The sequence below is a fragment of the Azospirillum oryzae genome (assembly GCF_900177515.1).
Classification (GTDB): Bacteria; Pseudomonadota; Alphaproteobacteria; order Azospirillales; family Azospirillaceae; genus Azospirillum; species Azospirillum oryzae_A.
This window is the reverse complement of record NZ_FXAK01000007.1, coordinates 1,734,476-1,752,600: the sequence shown is the minus strand read 5'-3', so window position 1 is coordinate 1,752,600 and position 18,125 is coordinate 1,734,476. Positions and strand designations below refer to the sequence as shown.

Below are 18,125 nucleotides of genomic sequence, written 5' to 3'. Positions count from 1 at the left end.
TTCGCCGGAAATCAGCGAAGAGGGGTCGCCACCGGCGGCCCCTTTTTCGTTTGCGCCGGACGGTCGGTAGATGCCTTCCCGGTTCCGATGCCCGCCCCGCCGCGCTACCCTGGCGCCGATCGCAAGAACCGCATCGGACCCGTCATGACCATTTCCTACGACGATTTCGCCAAGGTCGACATTCGCGTCGGCACCATCCGCGCCGTCGATGCCTTTCCGGAGGCGCGCAAGCCGGCCTACAAGCTGACCATCGATTTCGGCGGCGAGATCGGCACCAAGCGCAGTTCCGCCCAGATCACCAGCCACTACGCCGCCGATGCGCTGGTCGGCCGTCAGGTGCTGGCGGTGGTGAATTTCCCGCCCAAGCGCATCGGCCCCTTCACCAGCGAGGTGCTGTGCCTGGGCCTGCCCGACGCCGAGGGCGCGGTGGTGCTGGTCGGCCCAGATCAGGCGGTGCCGAACGGTGCGCGGCTGTTCTGATTTCGGTCGGCATTCCGAGGCGAGATGAAAGATTCGATCACGCCTCAACTTCGAAAAAATCACCCCGAGGTTGAATTCATGCGTTCGCCGTAAGGCGACAAGTTGCCGCAGGAGTCATATGTATTTTAATTGAATGCACTCTAAACCGGGATGGCATAGTGCGGCGCGACTGCGACTTCGCACCTGCAACATGATTCCTGGTGGATGGCACTCATGGACGCCCTGCGCGCCTTTGTCGGCCGGCTTTCGATCTCCACGAAAGTCACTCTGTTGAACCTCTTCGGCATGCTGGTCCTCAGCACCGCCATCCTGTTCGCGATCGGTCAGGTGATCGTCCGCGACCTGGAGCGGCAGGCGATCGAGATGCAGCGGCTCAGCATGGACATCGCATGGTCGTCGCTGCAGGAACGCGGCGGCCAGTTCTCCGTCGCCGACGGCAAGCTGCTGCTGGACGGCGTCGTGATGAACGACAACAACCTCGTCGTCGACAAGATCAAGCGCATCACCGGGGGCACCGCCACGCTGTTCCTGGGCGACCGCCGCATCGCCACCAACGTCACCAAGCCCGACGGCAGCCGCGCCGTCGGCACCACGCTGGCGCAGGGGCCGGCCTATGACGCGGTGCTGCGTCAGGGCGTTCCCTTCCGCGGCATGGTCGACATCCTGGGCGAGCCCTATTACGCAGCCTATGACCCGATCAAGGACGCGGCCGGCAAGCCGGTCGGCATCCTCTTTGTCGGCATCAGGAAGGCGGAGGTGTTCAAGACCTTTGACGACAGCATGCGTTTCGCCACCATGCTGGTGGTGCTCTGCGCCGTCGTGCTGGCCGTTCCCGGCTATCTGGTGTCGCGCCGGCTGCTGCGCCCCCTGGGCCAGCTCAGCCAGGTGATGACCGCGCTGTCCTCCGGCGACCTGACCGCCAGCGTCGCCGGCGCCAACCGTCTGGACGAGATCGGCGCGATGTCACGCTCCGTCCTCGTCTTCCGCGACGGCATGGCCGAGGCGGAGCGTCTGCGCGCCGAGCAGGAGCATCAGCGCATCCAGGGCGAGGCGCAGAAGCGCAAGGCACTGCAGTCGATGGCCGACACGGTGGAGCAGGAAAGCCGCAGCGCCGTCGAGCGGGTCGCCGCCCGCACGCAGGAGATGGACCGCAATGCCGGCGCCATGGCGACATCGGCCGGGCTGGTCGGGTCCAATGCCCAGAACGTCGCCGCCGCCGCGGCCCAGGCGCTCAGCAACGCCCAGGCGGTGGCCTCCGCCGCCGAGCAGCTCTCCGCGTCCATTGAGGAGATCGGCAATCAGGTCGGCCATGCCGCCGGGGTGACCCGCGCCGCCGTCGCCGCCAGCAACCGGACCGAGACCACCATCGAGTCGCTGTCCTCTGCGGTAAGCCGGATCGGCGACGTGGCGGAACTGATCCAGGGGATCGCCGCCCAGACCAACCTGCTGGCGCTGAACGCCACCATCGAGGCGGCGCGGGCCGGGGAGGCGGGCAAGGGATTCGCAGTCGTCGCCGGCGAGGTGAAGAACCTTGCCAACCAGACCTCGCGCTCGACCGAGGAGATCTCGCGCCTGATCGCCGAAATCCAGTCGGTCACCGCCCGCAGCGTGGAGGAGGTGCGCGACATCAGCCGCACCATCGGCGAGATCGACGCGATTTCCGGCACGGTCGCCGCCGCGGTGGAGCAGCAGGCATCGGCGACCCAGGAGATTTCGCGCAATGTCGGCCAGACCGCCGGGGCGGCGACCGACGTCTCGACCCGAATCGACGAGGTGTCGCGCGAGGCGAAGGTAACGGAGGAGCGCGCCGATATGCTGCGCGCCGGGGCGTCGGAAGTGACCCACAGCATCGACGAACTGATGCATGTGCTGGTCCGCGCCGTGCGTACGGCGACCGACGACGTCGACCGCCGCAGCGTGCCGCGCTATCGCGTCGAGGCGCCCTGCGTCGTGGAGGGGGTGGAAGGGCGCCTGACGGTGCGGCTGCTAGACATCTCGCGCCACGGCGCCGCGCTGGGCGAGGCCGACGCCGTCGGCGCCCGCGGCACCCTGCTGTTCGACAGCCTGGGCGTGGCGCTGCCCTTCGACGCCTTCAACCGGGAGGAGGGGGTGGTGCGCGTCCGGTTCCGGCTGGGCGAGATCGACCGTCAGGCCTTCGACGCCCGCTTCGACCGCTTCGAAGAGGCGATGGCCGGGCGCCGCCTGGCTGGCTGATCCCGGTTCGCCGGGTCAGGACTGGCTTGGCGGCGAAGGCCGGATCGTCAGACCCCGGCCCGGCGGACGGCGGCGGCGTGGACGTGCGGCGGGGTCATGCCGCTCCGCGCCTGCTCAAGGGCGCCCTGCTGCCGGGCGGCGAAGACGCCGGCTTCCGTCCGGTTGCGGAAGTGCAGCTTGGACAGAACGCTGCGCACCATCGACTTGATGACCGCTTCCGACAGGTCCAGCGCGTTGGCGATGGTCCGGTTGTTCATGCCCTCGCCCAGCAGGCGCAGCGTCTCGAACTCCGGATCCGACAGGCGCGGCAGCAGCGTCAGCCGGATCTCGTCGACGCCGAGGCGCGACAGGAACTGCTTGGGCATCAGGCAGTGGCCTTCCAGCCCCAGGTCCAGCAGCTCGTTGATACGGTCGACGTTCAGATCCTCGAACACCCACGCGTCGGCGAAGGCCAGGATATGGGCGGCGTCCAGCAACTCCCGCGAGGACAGGACGACGACGATCCGCGAGCGGCGGGACAGCCGCAGATAGACCATCGGTTCGTTCTCGCGCAGAGTCGTGAACTGCTGCAGCCCGATCAGGATCGCATCCGGCGTCAGCGCGCTCTGGGTCAGCTCCCCGATGTCGTGCAGGACAGTGACCCGGTGGCGCCCGCCACGGTCCAGTTGCTGCACCACGTTCTCGGTCAGCGCGTTGTTGTCGAGGATCAGGCAGACGTGCATGGGAGTCACCGCGTTGCGGGTCTGGTGAGATGCTTTCTCATGGGCGTACTCATGGTGTGTGTGCATGGGTCAGCTCTGTCTGGAGGAGGCATCCACGGCCGGCCCGGCTCAGGGCATTGCCGCCTGCGTCTAAGGGTTGAAGAGGAACCGGCCGGTCGGCCCAGGCACGTCATCATAAAACTCACGTCATCCGGAAAATTATTGTGGGCATCGAAGTATTTCCGCCTGGACTGCAAACTCCCCCTTCGTCGGGATCGGGGAAGTCCTGTTCGCACCGCGTGATTTAGAAATGAACGGTGCTCCGCGTAAATCAGGCGATGGATGATCAGCCAAGATCGCTTATCGTCTCCTTGTTGGTCGCCTCAGGTTTCGAAACGGTAACACCTATGGAATGATGTGTGCTGAGCGGGTCACAGGGGAATGCGCGTTGGTACAGGCATCCATCAGGGCTATCCTTTCGGTTTGGTTGCTGGATTCCTTACTCTTCTGCGCGGCCGAATCGGGATTAACCAAATCCTTGCCACACGAACGCCGCAAAGATGGCAAGGTTCCAGAAAAATTCCCGTCGCTAATGGAGACAACAGGTCTCTTTTCGAATGATCCCGATCGGGCCAAGTGAATCCGATGGGCTCGCGCGATAACTCTATTCGCACGCGCAGAAAAAACTATGACCTTTGGCGGAGGCAACTCTTGGTCGTACCATGACCAAAGGTGCCTCGAAGGGGCATGCCGGCTTCGAATGACCTATGGCCCTTGTCGGGATACAGGGTCCCGACCGATCGTGGTATCAGATACCCAACACAGCGAAGAACAAGCCCACAACGGCAGACGGTCTTCCGGCCGATGTCCGCAGAGGGCGTGCAGACCAATCGACCACCAAGCCATGTATTCGGCGCGAATGTGGTGATCCGGGTGCCGCGGGGGCGTGCCGGACAACAGACAACAGCCCTGACGGGCGGTCGTCCGCAAGCGGACGGCACCGGCAAGGGTCGGCGAGCGAGGATGACGGGGACCATGAAGATTCTGATCGGGGACGACCATCTGCTGTTTCGCGAAGGCCTGCGGCGTCTGCTGGAGCAACTGCAGGGCGAGGCCAGCTTCGTCGAGGCCGGGACCTTCGACGAGGTGCTGGACCAGTGCCGGGCCGGCAGCACCTTCGACATCATCCTGATGGACCTGCATATGCCGAACTGGCCGGGCTTCGACGGCCTGCGCGAGATCCAAGCGCTGCAGCCGGGCGTGCCGGTGGTGGTCATCTCCGCGTCGGAGGCTCTGGGCGATATCCGCGGCGCGCTCGATCATGGCGCGACCGGCTACATCCCGAAGTCGAGCAGCGTGAAGGTGATGATGGGCGCCCTGAACCTGGTGTTCTCGGGCGGCATCTACCTGCCGCCGGGCGCGCTCACCGCCAGCATGGAGGCCGCGCCGCGCCGCCGCACGGTGGACATGTCCGACCGCAGCGCCGGCTACGGCCTGACCCAGCGCCAGCGCGAGGTGCTGGAATGCCTCCGCCTCGGCAAGTCCAACAAGCAGATCGCCTATGAACTGGGCCTGTCGGAAGGCACGGTGAAGATCCACGTCACCGCCATCTTCAAGTCGCTGGGCGTCAAGAACCGCACCCAGGCGGTCATCGCCGCCGCCGCCATGTCGGCGTAAGCCGACGAAGGTCAATTCGGCGTAAGCCGACGAAGGTCAATTCAGCGTAAGGTCAAAGAGCATCGACCGATCCGGGGCACGTACGGGTCGCGGAACTGGGCCGCCGGGGGACCCCCTCCGCGGCCCGTTTTCTTTTTGCGGCAACGCCCGGAGCCGCGTCCGCGGCAGTGAGCCTCTTGACCCGGCGGGTTGCCCGATGCTATCCGCCCCTCTTGATCTTGTGGAATCATCCGTCCGGTTCACCGGCCGGACCGGTTCCGCCTGACCCGCGCCGCCATCCGGGCCGTGCGCAACGCCGCCACCGCAGGGACGCCACCGCAGCGCCATGAGCGATATTTTCCGCGAAGTCGACGAGGATCTGCGCCGGGACCGCGCGGAGCACCTGTTCAAGAAGTATGGCGGCGCCATGATCGCCGCGGCCGTCCTGGTCGTTGCCGGCACCGGCGGCTACAGCTACTGGCGCCATTGGCAGGCGCAGCAGAAGCAGGAACAGACCGCCGCCCTGGTCACCGCCATCTCGCAGAGCGCGCAAGGCCCGGAGAAGGGGGTGGAGGCGCTGTCGGCCTTCGCCGGCTCCGCCAAGCCCGAACTCGCCGCCATCGCCCAGTTCAACGCTGCGGCGCTGCTGATCCGCCAGAACAAGCCGGACGAGGCCGCAACCGTCTATGACGGCATCGCCGCCAACGGTTCCGTGCCCGCCGAATACCGCGACCTCGCCACCCTGCTGGCGGTGACGCAGCGTGCCGAAAAGGGCGACCCGGCCCAACTGACGGCAAAGCTGCAGCCGCTGACCGTCGACACCAGCCCCTGGCGCTTCACCGCGCGCGAGCTGACGGCGATGCTGGCCGCCCGCGCCGGCGATACCGAGAAGGCGCGCACGCTCTACAAGCAACTGGCGGATGACCAGCAAGCGCCGTCGGGCGTGCGCGGCCGTGCCGCCGATCTCGCCTCCCTCTACGGCAAGGGCTGATCCAGGGCCATGAAGACCAACAAGACCAAGGCCGGCTCCATCCGCCGCGCGGCGCTGCTGTCCGCATCGCTGCTGTCCGTTTTCCTCGCCGGCTGCGATACGGTCGACAGCTGGTTCGGCAAGACGCCCGATCCGCCCCTGCCGGGCAAGCGCGTCGCCGTCCTGCAGCGCGAGCGCAAGGTGGAGCCGGACGCCCAGCTCGCCGCCGTCGCCGTCACCGTTCCGTCGCCGGTCGCCAATGCGACCTGGGCGCAGCCGGGCGGCACGCCGGACCATGTGCTGGGCAACCTCGCCCTGTCGGCCAACCCGTCCGATGCCTGGCGCGCCGACATCGGTTCGGGCTCCAGCAGCTCGCGCGCCCTGCTCGGCACGCCGGTGATCGCCGACGGCCGCATCTTCGCGATGGACGCCGATTCGCACGTCAGCGCTCTGAACGAGCGCAGCGGCCAATCGCTGTGGCGGGTCGACACCCGGCCGGAGAATGAACGGGGCGGCGCCACCGGCGGCGGCGTCGCCTATGCCGACGGCCGCGTCTATGCCGCCACCGGCTTCGCCGAGGTGCTGTCGCTCGAGGCCGCCACCGGCAAGATCCTGTGGCGCAAGCGCATCGCCGGCCCGGTCCGCGGTGCGCCGACGGTGGCTGGCGGCCGGGTGCTGGTCATCACGCTCGACAACCAGACCATCGCGCTCTCCACCGACGACGGTTCGGTGCAGTGGTCGCAGCAGGGCATCCTGGAGACCGCCGGCCTGCTCGGCGCCGCCAGCCCCGCCGCCACCGGCACGCTGGTCGTCTCTCCTTATTCTTCGGGCGAGCTGTTCGGTCTGCGTCCGGAAAACGGCCGCGTTTCCTGGCAGGACAGCCTCGCCGCCATCCGCCGCACCGGCCAACTGAGCAATCTGGCCGACATCCGCGGCCTGCCGGTGGTCGACCGGGGTTATGTCTATGCCATCGGCCATTCCGGCCGCATGGTCGCCATCGACGAGCGCATCGGCGTCCGCATCTGGGAAACCGAGATCGGCGGCGTCCAGACGCCGTGGGTCGCCGGCGACTACCTGTTCGTCGTCACCAACGACCAGGAGGTCGTCGCGGTGGCCCGCCAGACCGGCAAGGTCCGCTGGGTGGCGCCGCTTGCCCGCTTCAAGGATCCGGAGGACAAGTCGGGTCCGATCGTCTGGTCCGGCCCGGTGATGGCGGGCAGCCGCCTGTGGGTCACCGGTTCCAACGGCCAGCTGCTCGGCCTGTCGCCGTCGGACGGCCGGGTGGAGGTGACCCGTTCGCTTCCCACCGGTTCCTACTTGCCGCCGGTCGTTGCCAACAACACTCTCTATGTGCTGTGCGACAACGGAACGCTGGTCGCGTTCCGCTGATCGCGGATTTCCTCCGTCTGTTGTGAAAGGCCTTTGGCCCCATGTCGTTCACCGTGGTCCTCGTCGGTCGGCCGAATGTCGGCAAATCGACCCTCTTCAACCGTCTGGCCGGCAAGAAGCTGGCCCTGGTGGACGATACGCCGGGCGTCACCCGTGACTGGCGCTCGGCCCCGGCCCATGTCGGCGGCCTGTCCTTCACGGTGGTCGACACCGCCGGCCTGGAGGACGTGACCGACGACAGCCTGGAGGCGCGCATGCGCCGCCAGACCGAGCAGGCGTTGGAGCGTGCCGACGTGGCGCTGTTCATCATCGACGCCCGCGCCGGCATTACGCCGCTGGACCGCCATTTCGCCAACCTGCTGCGCCGGGGCAAGACACCGGTCCTGCTGGTCGCCAACAAGACCGAGGGCAAGGCCGGCCAGCCCGGCATGTTCGAGGCCTATGAACTCGGCCTGGGCGATCCCATCCCGCTTTCCGCCGAGCATGGCGAGGGCATGGCCGATCTGGTCGAGGCGCTGCTGCCATACGCCCCGCCGGAAGACGGCGGTGAGGTCGAGGAGAAGGACGATGGCTTCGACCCCTCGATCCCGGTCGGCGACCAGCCGGAGCCGGAGGAGGACCGCAGCAAGCCGATCCAGATCGCCATCGTCGGCCGTCCGAACGTCGGCAAATCGACCCTGCTGAACAGCCTGCTGGGCGAGGAGCGCGTGCTGACCGGCCCCGAGGCCGGCATGACCCGCGACGCCATCACGGTCGATTGGGAATGGCGCGACCGCCGCTTCAAGCTGGTCGACACCGCCGGCATGCGCCGCCGCGCCCGCGTCGACGAGAAGGTGGAGAAGCTGGCCGTCGCCGACAGCCTGCGCGTCATCCGCATGGCCAATGTCGTGGTGCTGGTGGTCGATGCCGCCGCCATCCTCGACAAGCAGGACCTGACCATCGCCCGTCTGGTGATCTCGGAGGGGCGCGCCCTGGTGATCGCCGTCAACAAGTGGGACACGGTGGACGACCGCGCCATGGCGCTGCGTCAGGTCGAGGACAAGCTGCAGGCTTCGCTCGGCTACATCAAGGGCGTGAAGGTCGTCACCATCTCGGCGCTGAAGGGCCATAAGCTCGACACGCTGCTGGACGGCGTGCTGGAGACCTACACCGTCTGGAACCGCCGCATCCCCACGGCCCAGCTGAACCGCTGGATCGAAGGCGTCCTGGAGCACCACCCGCCGCCCTTGGTCGAGGGTCGCCGGGTCAAGATCCGCTACGTCACCCAGGTGAAGACCCGTCCGCCGACCTTCGCGCTGTTCGTCAACAAGCCGCTGGATTTGCCGGAGAGCTACCAGCGCTATCTGACGACCCACCTGCGCGACAGCTTCGACATGCCCGGCGTGCCGGTGCGCCTGCTGCTGCGCAAGGGCAAGAACCCCTACGCCGAGGATTGATCCAGAGTTCCTCTCCCTCTCCCGGACCACTCGCCGGGCGAGGGAGGAATGGCGTGGGTCGAACTCCGCCGGAGGATCAGCCTCCTCAATAATGCGGCGGCGGGCGGTCGTCCTGCGGGGAGGCGATGGCATATTCCGCCGCCTCCACCCGGTCGCGCATGCGCTTCAACTGGGCGGTCAGGCGGTCGATGGTCTGGCCCTGGGCGAAGATGACCTCGGACATCTCCTCCGCCATGCGCTCGTGATGGGCGAGGCGGCTTTCCAGATCGGCGAGGCGTTGTTCGAGAGCGGGATCCATTAGGCACCGGTCAGGGATGAGGGATAACGGGAACGGGCCGCAAGATGGACCATTCCCCGCTCCGGGTCGAGGTGCCTTTCCGCTCACGCCATCGCGGTGGTTCCGGCCAGCCAGCCGGACAGGCCGGTCAGCACCAGCACCGTCAGGCTGGCCAGCCGCAGGGTCAGCGGCGCTATCGCCAGCCCGCCCATCAGCTTGTCATTGCGCAGCAGCAACAGCATCGGGATCAGGATGAAGGGCAGGGTCAGCGCCAGCACCACCTGACTCAGCACCAGCAGCCCGTCCACCGCACCGTCGCCGGCACTGCCCAGAACCGCCAGAGCCGGGATCAGCGAAGCGCCGCGGGTGATCAGCGCGCGGGTGATCGGGCGCAGCCGCAGGTTCAGGAAGCCCTCCGTCACCATCTGCCCGGCCATCGTGCCGGTGGTGGTGGAGCTTTGGCCGGCGGCCAGCAGGGCGATGGCGAAGACCAGCGCGGCGACGCCGCCGATGCTGCTGCCCAGCAGGGCGTGGGCGTCCTCGATGCCGGGAGCGCTGCCGGCCCCGGCCCCCTGGAAGGCGACGGCAGCCACCGCCAGGATGGCGCCGTTGACCAGACCGGCCAGCGCCAGCGCGGTGGACAGGTCGATGGTCAGCCAGCGGGCGGCCTGCCGGCGCTCCTCCTCCGTCTTCACCTCGGCCAGCCGCGAACGCACCAGACCGGAGTGCAGGAACAGGTTGTGCGGCATGACCGTGGCGCCGATGATGCCCAGCGACAGGTACAGCATCTCCGGATCGCGGGCCAGCTCGACGCTGGGCATCAGGCCGGCCAGCAGGGCGGCGGGGTCGGGGCGGGCGATCACCAGTTCCCACGCGAAGCAGACCACCACCACGCTCATCAGTGCGCCGACCACCAGTTCAGGGGCGCGGCCACGGGCGCCAGGCAGGGCCAGGATGCCGAAGGTCAGCACGGCGGAGATCACCACGCCGGCCATGATCGGGATGCCGAACAGCAGCTTCAGCGCGATTGCGCTGCCCAGCAGTTCGGCCAGATCGGTGGCGATCATCGCCAGTTCCGACACCGCCCACACCAGCATCGCCACCGGGCGCGGGAAGCGCTGGCGGATCAGCCGGGCCAGATCGGTGCCGGTTGCCAGCGTCAGCCGGACGATCAGCCCCTGCAGGAAGATGCCGGCCAGACTGGCGATCAGCACCGCCGACAGCAGAGCGAATCCGAAGCTGGAGCCTGCCGCGATGTCCGTCGCCCAGTTGCCGGGGTCCATATAGCCGACCGCCACCACGAAGCCGGGGCCGAGCATGGTCCAGAAGCGGCGCCCGCCGGCGGGGGAGGCGGTGCGGACGGTATCGGCGATGGTGGGGGATGCGGTCTTCACGCCGGTTGCTCCTGAACGGTATATGGCGGCCAGAGGCTTGGCCGCCCATGCAACATGGCAGGGTGTTTCGATAGCGTCCAATCGATGCTTCCTAACACCGAGATAGGCGTTATCTATCGACATGGATGCTCTGCCATGGCAGGTCCAGTTCAGAACAAGGCGGCAGTCACTTCGTTCGCAGTGCAGCAGTGCCATGCGAGTGAATTTCGCCGGGAACCATTTGGGATGCTCAGCGCCGGCGCGGGGCGAAACGCTTGCGCGGTGCGCCACGGAAACCGGCGGCCGGCGGCTGTTCGCGGCGGCGGGCACGGGAAGCGAGCGCTTCGGACAGGCGCTGGCCAATGGCGTCGCGGGCGCTGCGCACACGGTCGCGGTCGGGCAGGGCGTCGGGGAACTTGCGCGAGGCCCAGAAATAGAGGTCGCAGGCGCGCGACGCCGCTTCCAGCACATCGGCGGCCAAACCGTCGAACCGCGCCGGGATCAGCCGGGCGAGCGGCAGGACCTCTCCCGCCTCTACCGCGTCGAGGATGGCGGCGAAGACCTTGGCGTCCTCCGGCTCATCCAGGTCGGCGGGGGCGAGCAGCAGGTCGAGCTTGGCGGCCAGCACCAGCCGCCGGGCGTCCAGCATCGGCGCGGCACGGCGCAGCCCCGACAAGTCGGCCAGCCGGAAGGGGGAGCCGGCGGTAGCCGCGCTGCCGAAGCACTCCACCAGCAGCCGCGTCTCGTCGCTGTCGATATGGCTGGCGAGGCGGGCCAGCATGGCGCGGGTCGGGCGGACGGGCAGGGGGGCGTCGGCGCGCAGGCGGCGGTCGGGCGCCTCCAGCAGGCGCTTCAGCGCGGCCGGGGTGCCGCGGGCGATGACGCCGAAATGCCCCTCTTCGAACTGGCCGAAACGGCCGGCGCGGCCGGCGATCTGCTTGACCTCCGTCGCGGTCAGCGGGCGGACGCTGCTGCCGTCGAACTTCTCCAGGGCGGTGAACAGGACGCGGCGGCAGGGCAGGTTCAGTCCCATGCCGATGGCGTCGGTCGCCACCACCACGTCGGCCTCGCCGGCCAGGAAACGGGCCGCCTCGCGCCGCCGCACGGCCGGGGCCAGCGCGCCATAGATGGCGGCGACCGACAGCCCCTGCGCCAGCAGCGTGTCGCGGACGCTGTGCACCTCGCGGCGGGAGAAGGCGATCAGCGCGTCGCCGCGTTCCACCTCCGCCCACTCCAGCCGGCGGTCGAGCATCGACAGCGGGGTCTTGCGGTCGAGTTCGACCACTTCCAACGCCTCGCCGAGATGGGCGGCGGCGCGCTCCACCAACGGGCGCACCTCGGGTGCGCCGAGGATAAAGACGGTCTCCGCTGGCACGCCCATCAGGGCGGCGGTCCAGGCCCAGCCGCGCGCCGGGTCGGCCAGCATCTGGATCTCGTCGATCACCGCGACCTCCACCGGGCGGTCGGGGTCCATCACCTCGATGGTGGAGGCGGTGTGGCGGGCGCCGGGGGTGCGGATCTCCTCCTCACCGGTGATGAGAGTCGTCGGAGTCCCTTCGGCGTTCAGCCGCTCCATCACTTCCAGCGCCAGCAGGCGCAAGGGCGCCAGATAGACGCCGTCGCGTGCCTCGCGGAGTGCCGAAATGGCGCGGTGCGTCTTGCCGGAGTTGGTCGGGCCGATCACAAGCACCAGCTTGCGGTTCATGCCGCGCGCCACCGGGAACAGCCGTTCGAAGCGGGAGAAATCGAAATGCCGGTCGACATAGAGCCGGCCGCGCGCCTCCGCCCGGTCGCGGCGCCATTGGTCGTACTCGCGGTCCCAGCGGTCGAGCAGTTCGTCGGCATCGGTGCGGTTGCGGGCGGCCTTGCCCAACCGCTCGGCGAGGCTGGCGAAGCCCCAGTCGGGGTCGTCGCCGGCCCGCTCCGCCAGATCGCGCAGCCGGGCGGCGACGCGGGACAGTGCCTCGTCGAGGGCGGCGCGCAGGGCGGGGTCATGGTCGAGCCGGGCCGACAGTTCGGCGTCGGACAGGTCCGACAGTTCCAGCGCGTCGAAGGTCCGTGATACCTGCAGGCGGATGGCCGGTGCGATGCCGGGCCAGGGCAGATCGTCGCTTCGGATGGCGCGGACACGGGTGCGGTCCTCGCAGGACAGCAGCGCGGTGTGGGTTCCGGCCAGCGCCCGGCGTCCCTGGGCCAGCAGCGCATCGCGGCGGTGGGCGCGGTCGATGCGGCCGGTGATCTCCAGCAGGATGGCCTCGCGACGCTCGGCCGGAACCAGCAGGTCGCGCTTGCCCTTCGGCAGCGGCAGGCCGAGCGGCACCAGACCGCGCGCCTCGGCGTCATGCATCCGCAGCACGCCGGCCGCCCCGAGAGTCGTCACCTCCGGATGGGCGACGGCAAGGTCGTGGACCAGATGCGGGTCGGCGGGCATGGGGGTGTCGTCTGTCATGAAGCCTGTCCGGAGGCGATATGGTGCAGCACGATGCCGCTGGTGGTCGCCACGTTGAGCGAATCGAAACCGCCGGCCATCGGGATGCGGACGCTGCGGGCGCGGGCCAGCAGGGCAGGGGGCAAGCCCGGCCCCTCCGACCCGAACAGCAGGGCGGCGCGGCGCGGCGGGACCAGGGCGGCCAGCGTCTCGGCACCGGCGGGGCTGAGCGCCACCGCCTCAAACCCGAACCGGTCGAGCAGGGCGAGCGGGTCCTCATCGGCGCCGAGCCTTGCCGTCGGCACCAGCAGGGTCGCCCCCACCGACACGCGGATCGCCTTACGGTAGAGCGGATCGCAGCAGCCGGGATCGAGGATCACCACATCGGCGCCGAAGGCGGCGGCGTTGCGGAAGATGCCGCCCATGTTATCGTGGTTGCCGATGCCGAACAGCATGACGATCCGGGCGACCGGGCCGAAGGCATCCAACAGGTCGGCGGCACTGGGGACTTCCGTCTTCTCGCCGACGGCCAGGATGCCGCGATGCAGGGGAAAGCCGGCGATGCGGTCGAGCACCGGCTGCGTGGCGGTGTAGACGGGGGTGTCGGCAGGCAGCGCCGCCAGCATCGGCTCCAGCGCCGTCACCCGCTTGTCGGCGATCAGCAGCGAGCGGGCGCGATAGCGGGTGGACTGGACGAGGCTGCGCACCACCACCGCCCCCTCGGCGATGAACAGTCCGTCACGACCAACGAGATCGCGCTCCCGCACGTCGCGGTAGGGCTCGATGCGCGGGTCGTCGGGGTCGGTGATCGGGATGATGGTGGGCAAGCGGGCAACTCGGCGTCGGGGATGTGCGCCTACTTAGTGCATGTCGGCGCCGCTTTCCATTGGCATACCCCCTTGCCGGCACTGAAGCCTCTTCTCATGTTGCGGTGCAGCATTAGAAATGGGGACCTGCCGGGCATGACCATGATCCGAAGGCTGTGGAGCCGCATGCGCGGCATGGCGAAGCCTGCGCCGCGCGCGCTGCCGGCCGAACCGCTGGAACTGTCGGGGCCCGGGCCGATGCTGGCCCTGCCGCGGCCCAAGCCGACGCTGGCGCTGGCGTTGCAGGGCGGCGGCGCGCATGGCGCCTTCACCTGGGGCGTGCTTGACCGGTTGCTGGAGGAGGATATCCGGCTGGTCGGAGTCAGCGGCGCCAGCGCAGGGGCGATGAACGCGACGATGCTCGTGCAGGGTTGGGCAAGGGGCGGTCGCGATGGGGCGCGGGCCGAGTTGGCGAATTTCTGGGAGCGGGTCAGCGCCGCCGGCCGGCTTGGGCCGATCCGGCCGAGCGTGACCGACCGGCTGCTCGGCCGCTGGAACGTCGATCACGCGCCCGGGACCCATCTGATGGACTGGGCCAAGCGCTGGGTCACTCCCTATCAGACGCAGGCGGCCGATTTCCACCCGCTGCGCGGATTGCTGGCGGAGATGGTGGAGCCCGACCTGATCCGGCGGAGCGGGCTGCGGCTGTTCGTCAGCGCCACCAATGTGCGCAGCGGCGCCCTGCGGCTGTTCGACGAGACGGAGGTTCAGGTCGACCATCTGCTGGCCTCGGCCTGCCTGCCGCACCTGTTCCGCGCGGTGCGGATCGACGGGCAGGAGTATTGGGACGGCGGCTATCTCGCCAACCCGCCGCTGTCGCCGCTGGCGGAGGCTTGTCCCGGTGCCGACCTGATGGTGGTGGCGATCAACCCCCTCACCTGCGCCACCACGCCGGAGGACCCGGCCGGTATCGCCGCCCGGCTGAACCAGATCACCTTCAACGCCGCCCTGCTGCAGGAGATGCGCTGCCTGTCCGCCCTTCCCGACGCCCCGCGCCTGCATCTGATCGGCGCAGACGAGCATCTGCAGGATCTGGGGCTCTACTCGAAGCTGATGACCGACTGGAGTTTCCTGAACTGGCTGCGCGACGCCGGGCGCGAGGCGGCCGGGCGCTGGGTGGAGGAGAACCTGCAAGCCGTCGGCGTGGAGGGCACCGCCCGGTCACCGGCCCTGGCATGACCCTCACTCCGCCGGGTGATGCCCTGCCGGTTGCTGTTGGGCGTCAGGGTCGGTGTGGGCGAACCAGCGCTTCATCCGGCGCGACAGCCCGTCCAGATAGGTCAGCGCCACCGGCACCACCAGCAGCGTCAGGATGGTGGAGGACAGGAGGCCGCCGATCACCGCATGGGCCATCGGCGCCCGCTGTTGCGCCCCCTCGCCGATGCCGAGCGCCAGCGGGATCATCCCGAAGATCATTGCCGCGGTGGTCATGACGATGGGGCGCAGGCGGATGATGCCGGCCTCCACCAGCGCATCGTTCAGGTTGGCGCCGCGCTTGCGCGCCTGATTGGCGAAATCGACCAGCAGGATGGCGTTCTTGGTCACCAGACCCATCAGCATGATGAAGCCGATGGCGCTGAAGATGTTCAGCGTCGATCCCGCCACCAGCAGACCCAGGAACACGCCGACCAGCGACAGCGGCAGCGAAGCCATGATGGCGAGCGGCTGCAGGAAGCTGCCGAACTGCGAGGCCAGGATCAGGTAGATCAGGATGATGGCCAGCGCCAGCGCCTGCGCCGCGTAGCCGCTGGTCTCCGCGATGTCCTTGGTCGAGCCGCCGAAGACGATGCGGTAGCCGGGCGGCAGCTCGATCTTCGCCAGGGCCGCCTGCAACTCGCGCCCGGCGTCGCCGGCGGCGCGGCCCTGGACGTTGGCCTGGACATTCACCTCGCGCTGCAGGTCGCGCCGGTTGATCTGCGAGGCACCGAGCGTCGTCGTCACCTCCGCCACCTGGGACAGCGGGATCATGCGCGGCGTGCCGTTGGCGTCCATCCCACCCGACAGATAGATGCGGTCGAGATCGGCCCGGCCGGCACGGGCGGCCTCCGGCAGGCGGACCAGCACGTCGTAGCTTTCGCCGTCCGGCGCCTTCCAACTCGACACCGTGTCGCCGGCGAACAGCGGGCGCAGCGTGTCGGCGACCTTGGCGGTGCTGATGCCGAGGTCGCTGGCGAGGTCGCGCTCCAGCCGGACAGCGAGCGTCGGCTTGGCGGCCTTCAGCGTGCTGTCGACATCGACGAAGCCGGGGATGGCGCGCATGGCGCCGATGACCTTCTGCGACAGCCGGTCCAGCTCGGCGATGTCGCGGCCCTGCACCGACACCTGGATCTGCTTCTGCACGCCGCCGACGCCGGGGATGGCGATGCCCATGGTGACGCCGGGGATCGCCGACAGCCGTTGGCGCAGCAGCGGGGCGAGATCGTTGGGTGAGCGCTTGCGCTGGTCGATGGGGACGTAGCGGAGATAGATGCTGCCGCGGTTGTGGCCGATCGACACGCCGGTGTTGACGGTGCTGTAGGTGTAGGCGATTTCCGGGAACTCGCGGATCGCCGCCTCGACCTGTTTGGTCTTGGCGGTGGTTGCGGCGAGCGAGGAGCCGACCGGGGTTTCCACCTCGACGATCTGCTCGCCCAGGTCGGCGGCAGGGACGAACTCCACACCGATGCGCGGAACCAGCAGAAAGCTGCCGAAGAAGATCGCCAGCGCTGCGATCATCACCACCCAGCGCCATCGCAGACCCCAGCGCAGCAGCCGGCCATAGCCATGCGAGACGGCGGTGAAGCCGCGTTCGAACGCCGCGGCGAAGCGGCCGAAGATGGAACGGCCATGGCGGCCGTGCGCCGCCGGGTCATACCAGACGCTGGACAGCATCGGGTCGAGCGTGAAGGACACGAACAGCGAGATCAGCACCGCCGCCGAGACGGTGATGCCGAATTGCAGGAAGAAGCGGCCGATGATGCCGCCCATGAAGGCGACCGGCAGGAAAACCGCGACGATGGTCAGCGTGGTCGCCAGCACCGCCAGTCCGATCTCCGCCGTGCCGTCGAGCGCGGCCTGCCGATGGCCCTGGCCACGGGCGAGGTGGCGCATGATGTTCTCGCGCACCACGATGGCGTCGTCGATCAGGATGCCGATGGCGAGCGACAGAGCCATCAGCGTCATCATGTTCAGCGTGAAGCCCATCGCTGCCAGCATGCCGAAGGTGCCGAGCACGGCGACCGGCAGGGTCAGCGCGGTGATGACTGTGCTGCGCCAGGAGCCGAGGAAGACCATGACGATCAGGATGGTCAGGATGCCGCCCTCGACCAGGGTCTTCTGCACGTTGCTGAGCGAGTTGGTGATGCCGCGGGAGCTGTCGCGCACCACCGCCAGCGTCACGTCCGGCGGCAGCGAGCCGTTGGTCCGCAGATCCTCGATCGCCGCCTGCAGCCCACGCGCGACCTCCACCGTGTTGGCGCCCTGGACCTTGACCACGTCGACGGCAAGCGCCGGGTTGCCGTTCAGCAGGGCGGCGGAATCCTGCTCCTCCTGCCCGTCGATCACCTCGGCGACCTGACCCAGCCGCACCGGGCTGCTGCCGCGCCGCGCGACGATCAGGTCCAGCAGGTCGCGCGGGTTGCGTACGCGCCCCTCCACCTGCACCACGCGCTCCCGCCCCTGGCCGGTGACGGTGCCGGCGGGGACGTCCTGATTCTCGCCGGTGACGGTGGCGATCACCTCGTCGACGCCGACGTTCAGCGCCTCCAGCTTCTCCGGCTTCAGGCGGACCAGGATCTGGCGCTTCACCCCGCCGGCGATGGTGGCCTTGCCGACTCCGCGGACATTCTGCAGCCGCTTCAGGATGACCTGATCGGTCAGGGTGGTGAGGTCGCGCAGACTGCGCAGATCGGATGTGACCGCGATGGACAGGATCGGCTGGTCGTCCGGGTTGAAGCGGGTGATCTGCGGGTCCTTCACCTCGTCCCGAAAGGTCGCGCGGATGGCCGAGACCTTCTCGCGCACGTCCTGCAACGCCTGGACCGACGAGGTCTTCAGGTCGAACTCGGCGATCACCACCGACTGGCCTTCATAGGAGCGCGAGGTCAGTGTCTTGATGCCGGCGATGGTGTTGATCGCATCCTCGACCGGGCGGGTGATGTCGGTCTCCACCGTCTCCGGGCTGGCGCCGGGATAGCTGGTGCTGACCACCACCACCGGGAAATCGACGTCGGGAAACAGGTCGACGCCCAGCCGGTTGTAGGAAAAGAGGCCGAGCACCATCAGCGCCACCATCATCATGGTGGCGAAGACGGGGTTGTCGACGCTGATGCGGGTGATCGGCATGGGGACGGTTCC

At 68.6% G+C, this 18,125-nt stretch carries 13 protein-coding genes; 7 read left to right on the top strand and 6 right to left on the bottom strand.

Translation table 11 applies throughout. The features are described from left to right. Positions 1 to 144 precede the first annotated feature (144 nt). Both B9N97_RS20720 and B9N97_RS20715 read left to right on the top strand, forming a co-directional pair. Positions 145 to 480: a tRNA-binding protein gene (locus tag B9N97_RS20720; RefSeq protein WP_085090689.1), complete on the top strand. Its 336-nt coding sequence runs from the start codon at positions 145 to 147 to the stop codon at positions 478 to 480. Between the two features lie 213 nt (positions 481 to 693). Beyond that, on the top strand, positions 694 to 2,694 hold the full coding sequence (locus B9N97_RS20715) for a methyl-accepting chemotaxis protein (RefSeq protein ID WP_085089629.1): 2,001 nt from the start codon (positions 694 to 696) through the stop codon (positions 2,692 to 2,694). Between the two features lie 47 nt (positions 2,695 to 2,741). Here the strand turns inward: B9N97_RS20715 and B9N97_RS20710 are convergent, their stop codons facing one another. Next, positions 2,742 to 3,482: a response regulator transcription factor gene (locus B9N97_RS20710; protein ID WP_244560815.1), complete on the bottom strand. Its 741-nt coding sequence runs from the start codon at positions 3,480 to 3,482 to the stop codon at positions 2,742 to 2,744. A 948-nt stretch (positions 3,483 to 4,430) separates the two neighbouring features. On the opposite strand from B9N97_RS20710, the gene B9N97_RS20705 reads away from it, so the two are divergent. The 4 genes from B9N97_RS20705 to der all read left to right on the top strand — a co-directional run bounded on the left by B9N97_RS20705 (position 4,431) and on the right by der (position 8,846). Then, entirely contained in the window at positions 4,431 to 5,072 is a 642-nt protein-coding gene (locus B9N97_RS20705) for a response regulator transcription factor (RefSeq protein WP_085089627.1), read from the top strand. A gap of 325 nt (positions 5,073 to 5,397) precedes the next feature. After that, the gene (locus B9N97_RS20700; protein WP_085089626.1) at positions 5,398 to 6,042 is read left to right on the top strand and encodes a tetratricopeptide repeat protein; all 645 of its coding nucleotides are present in this window, start codon (positions 5,398 to 5,400) and stop codon (positions 6,040 to 6,042) included. 9 nt (positions 6,043 to 6,051) lie between these two features. After that, positions 6,052 to 7,410 carry an outer membrane protein assembly factor BamB family protein gene (locus B9N97_RS20695; protein WP_085089625.1) on the top strand — a complete coding sequence of 453 codons (1,359 nt, stop codon included), beginning with the start codon at positions 6,052 to 6,054 and terminating at the stop codon, positions 7,408 to 7,410. Positions 7,411 to 7,451: 41 nt separating this feature from the next. Continuing rightward, a complete protein-coding gene (der, locus tag B9N97_RS20690; RefSeq protein WP_085089624.1) occupies positions 7,452 to 8,846 on the top strand; it encodes a ribosome biogenesis GTPase Der in 1,395 nt (464 codons plus the stop codon). An 85-nt stretch (positions 8,847 to 8,931) separates the two neighbouring features. Here the strand turns inward: der and B9N97_RS20685 are convergent, their stop codons facing one another. The 4 genes from B9N97_RS20685 to B9N97_RS20670 form a co-directional block, all read right to left on the bottom strand. Further along, positions 8,932 to 9,144: a SlyX family protein gene (locus tag B9N97_RS20685; RefSeq protein WP_085089623.1), complete on the bottom strand. Its 213-nt coding sequence runs from the start codon at positions 9,142 to 9,144 to the stop codon at positions 8,932 to 8,934. Between the two features lie 83 nt (positions 9,145 to 9,227). Beyond that, on the bottom strand, positions 9,228 to 10,517 hold the full coding sequence (locus B9N97_RS20680) for an Nramp family divalent metal transporter (RefSeq protein WP_085089622.1): 1,290 nt from the start codon (positions 10,515 to 10,517) through the stop codon (positions 9,228 to 9,230). Between the two features lie 229 nt (positions 10,518 to 10,746). Then, on the bottom strand, positions 10,747 to 12,945 hold the full coding sequence (locus B9N97_RS20675) for a helicase-related protein (RefSeq protein ID WP_085089621.1): 2,199 nt from the start codon (positions 12,943 to 12,945) through the stop codon (positions 10,747 to 10,749). After that, positions 12,942 to 13,751, bottom strand: a complete 810-nt coding sequence (locus B9N97_RS20670; RefSeq protein WP_085089620.1) for a TrmH family RNA methyltransferase — start codon at positions 13,749 to 13,751, stop codon at positions 12,942 to 12,944. The genes B9N97_RS20675 and B9N97_RS20670 overlap by 4 nt, the downstream gene beginning before the upstream one ends. 135 nt (positions 13,752 to 13,886) lie before the next feature. On the opposite strand from B9N97_RS20670, the gene B9N97_RS20665 reads away from it, so the two are divergent. Continuing rightward, a complete protein-coding gene (locus tag B9N97_RS20665) occupies positions 13,887 to 14,969 on the top strand; it encodes a patatin-like phospholipase family protein (RefSeq protein ID WP_085089619.1) in 1,083 nt (360 codons plus the stop codon). A 3-nt stretch (positions 14,970 to 14,972) separates the two neighbouring features. On the opposite strand, the gene B9N97_RS20660 is transcribed toward B9N97_RS20665, so the two are convergent. After that, positions 14,973 to 18,113 (bottom strand): efflux RND transporter permease subunit, encoded by a 3,141-nt coding sequence (locus B9N97_RS20660; protein WP_085089618.1) that lies wholly within the window; start codon positions 18,111 to 18,113, stop codon positions 14,973 to 14,975. Positions 18,114 to 18,125: the final 12 nt, after the last annotated feature.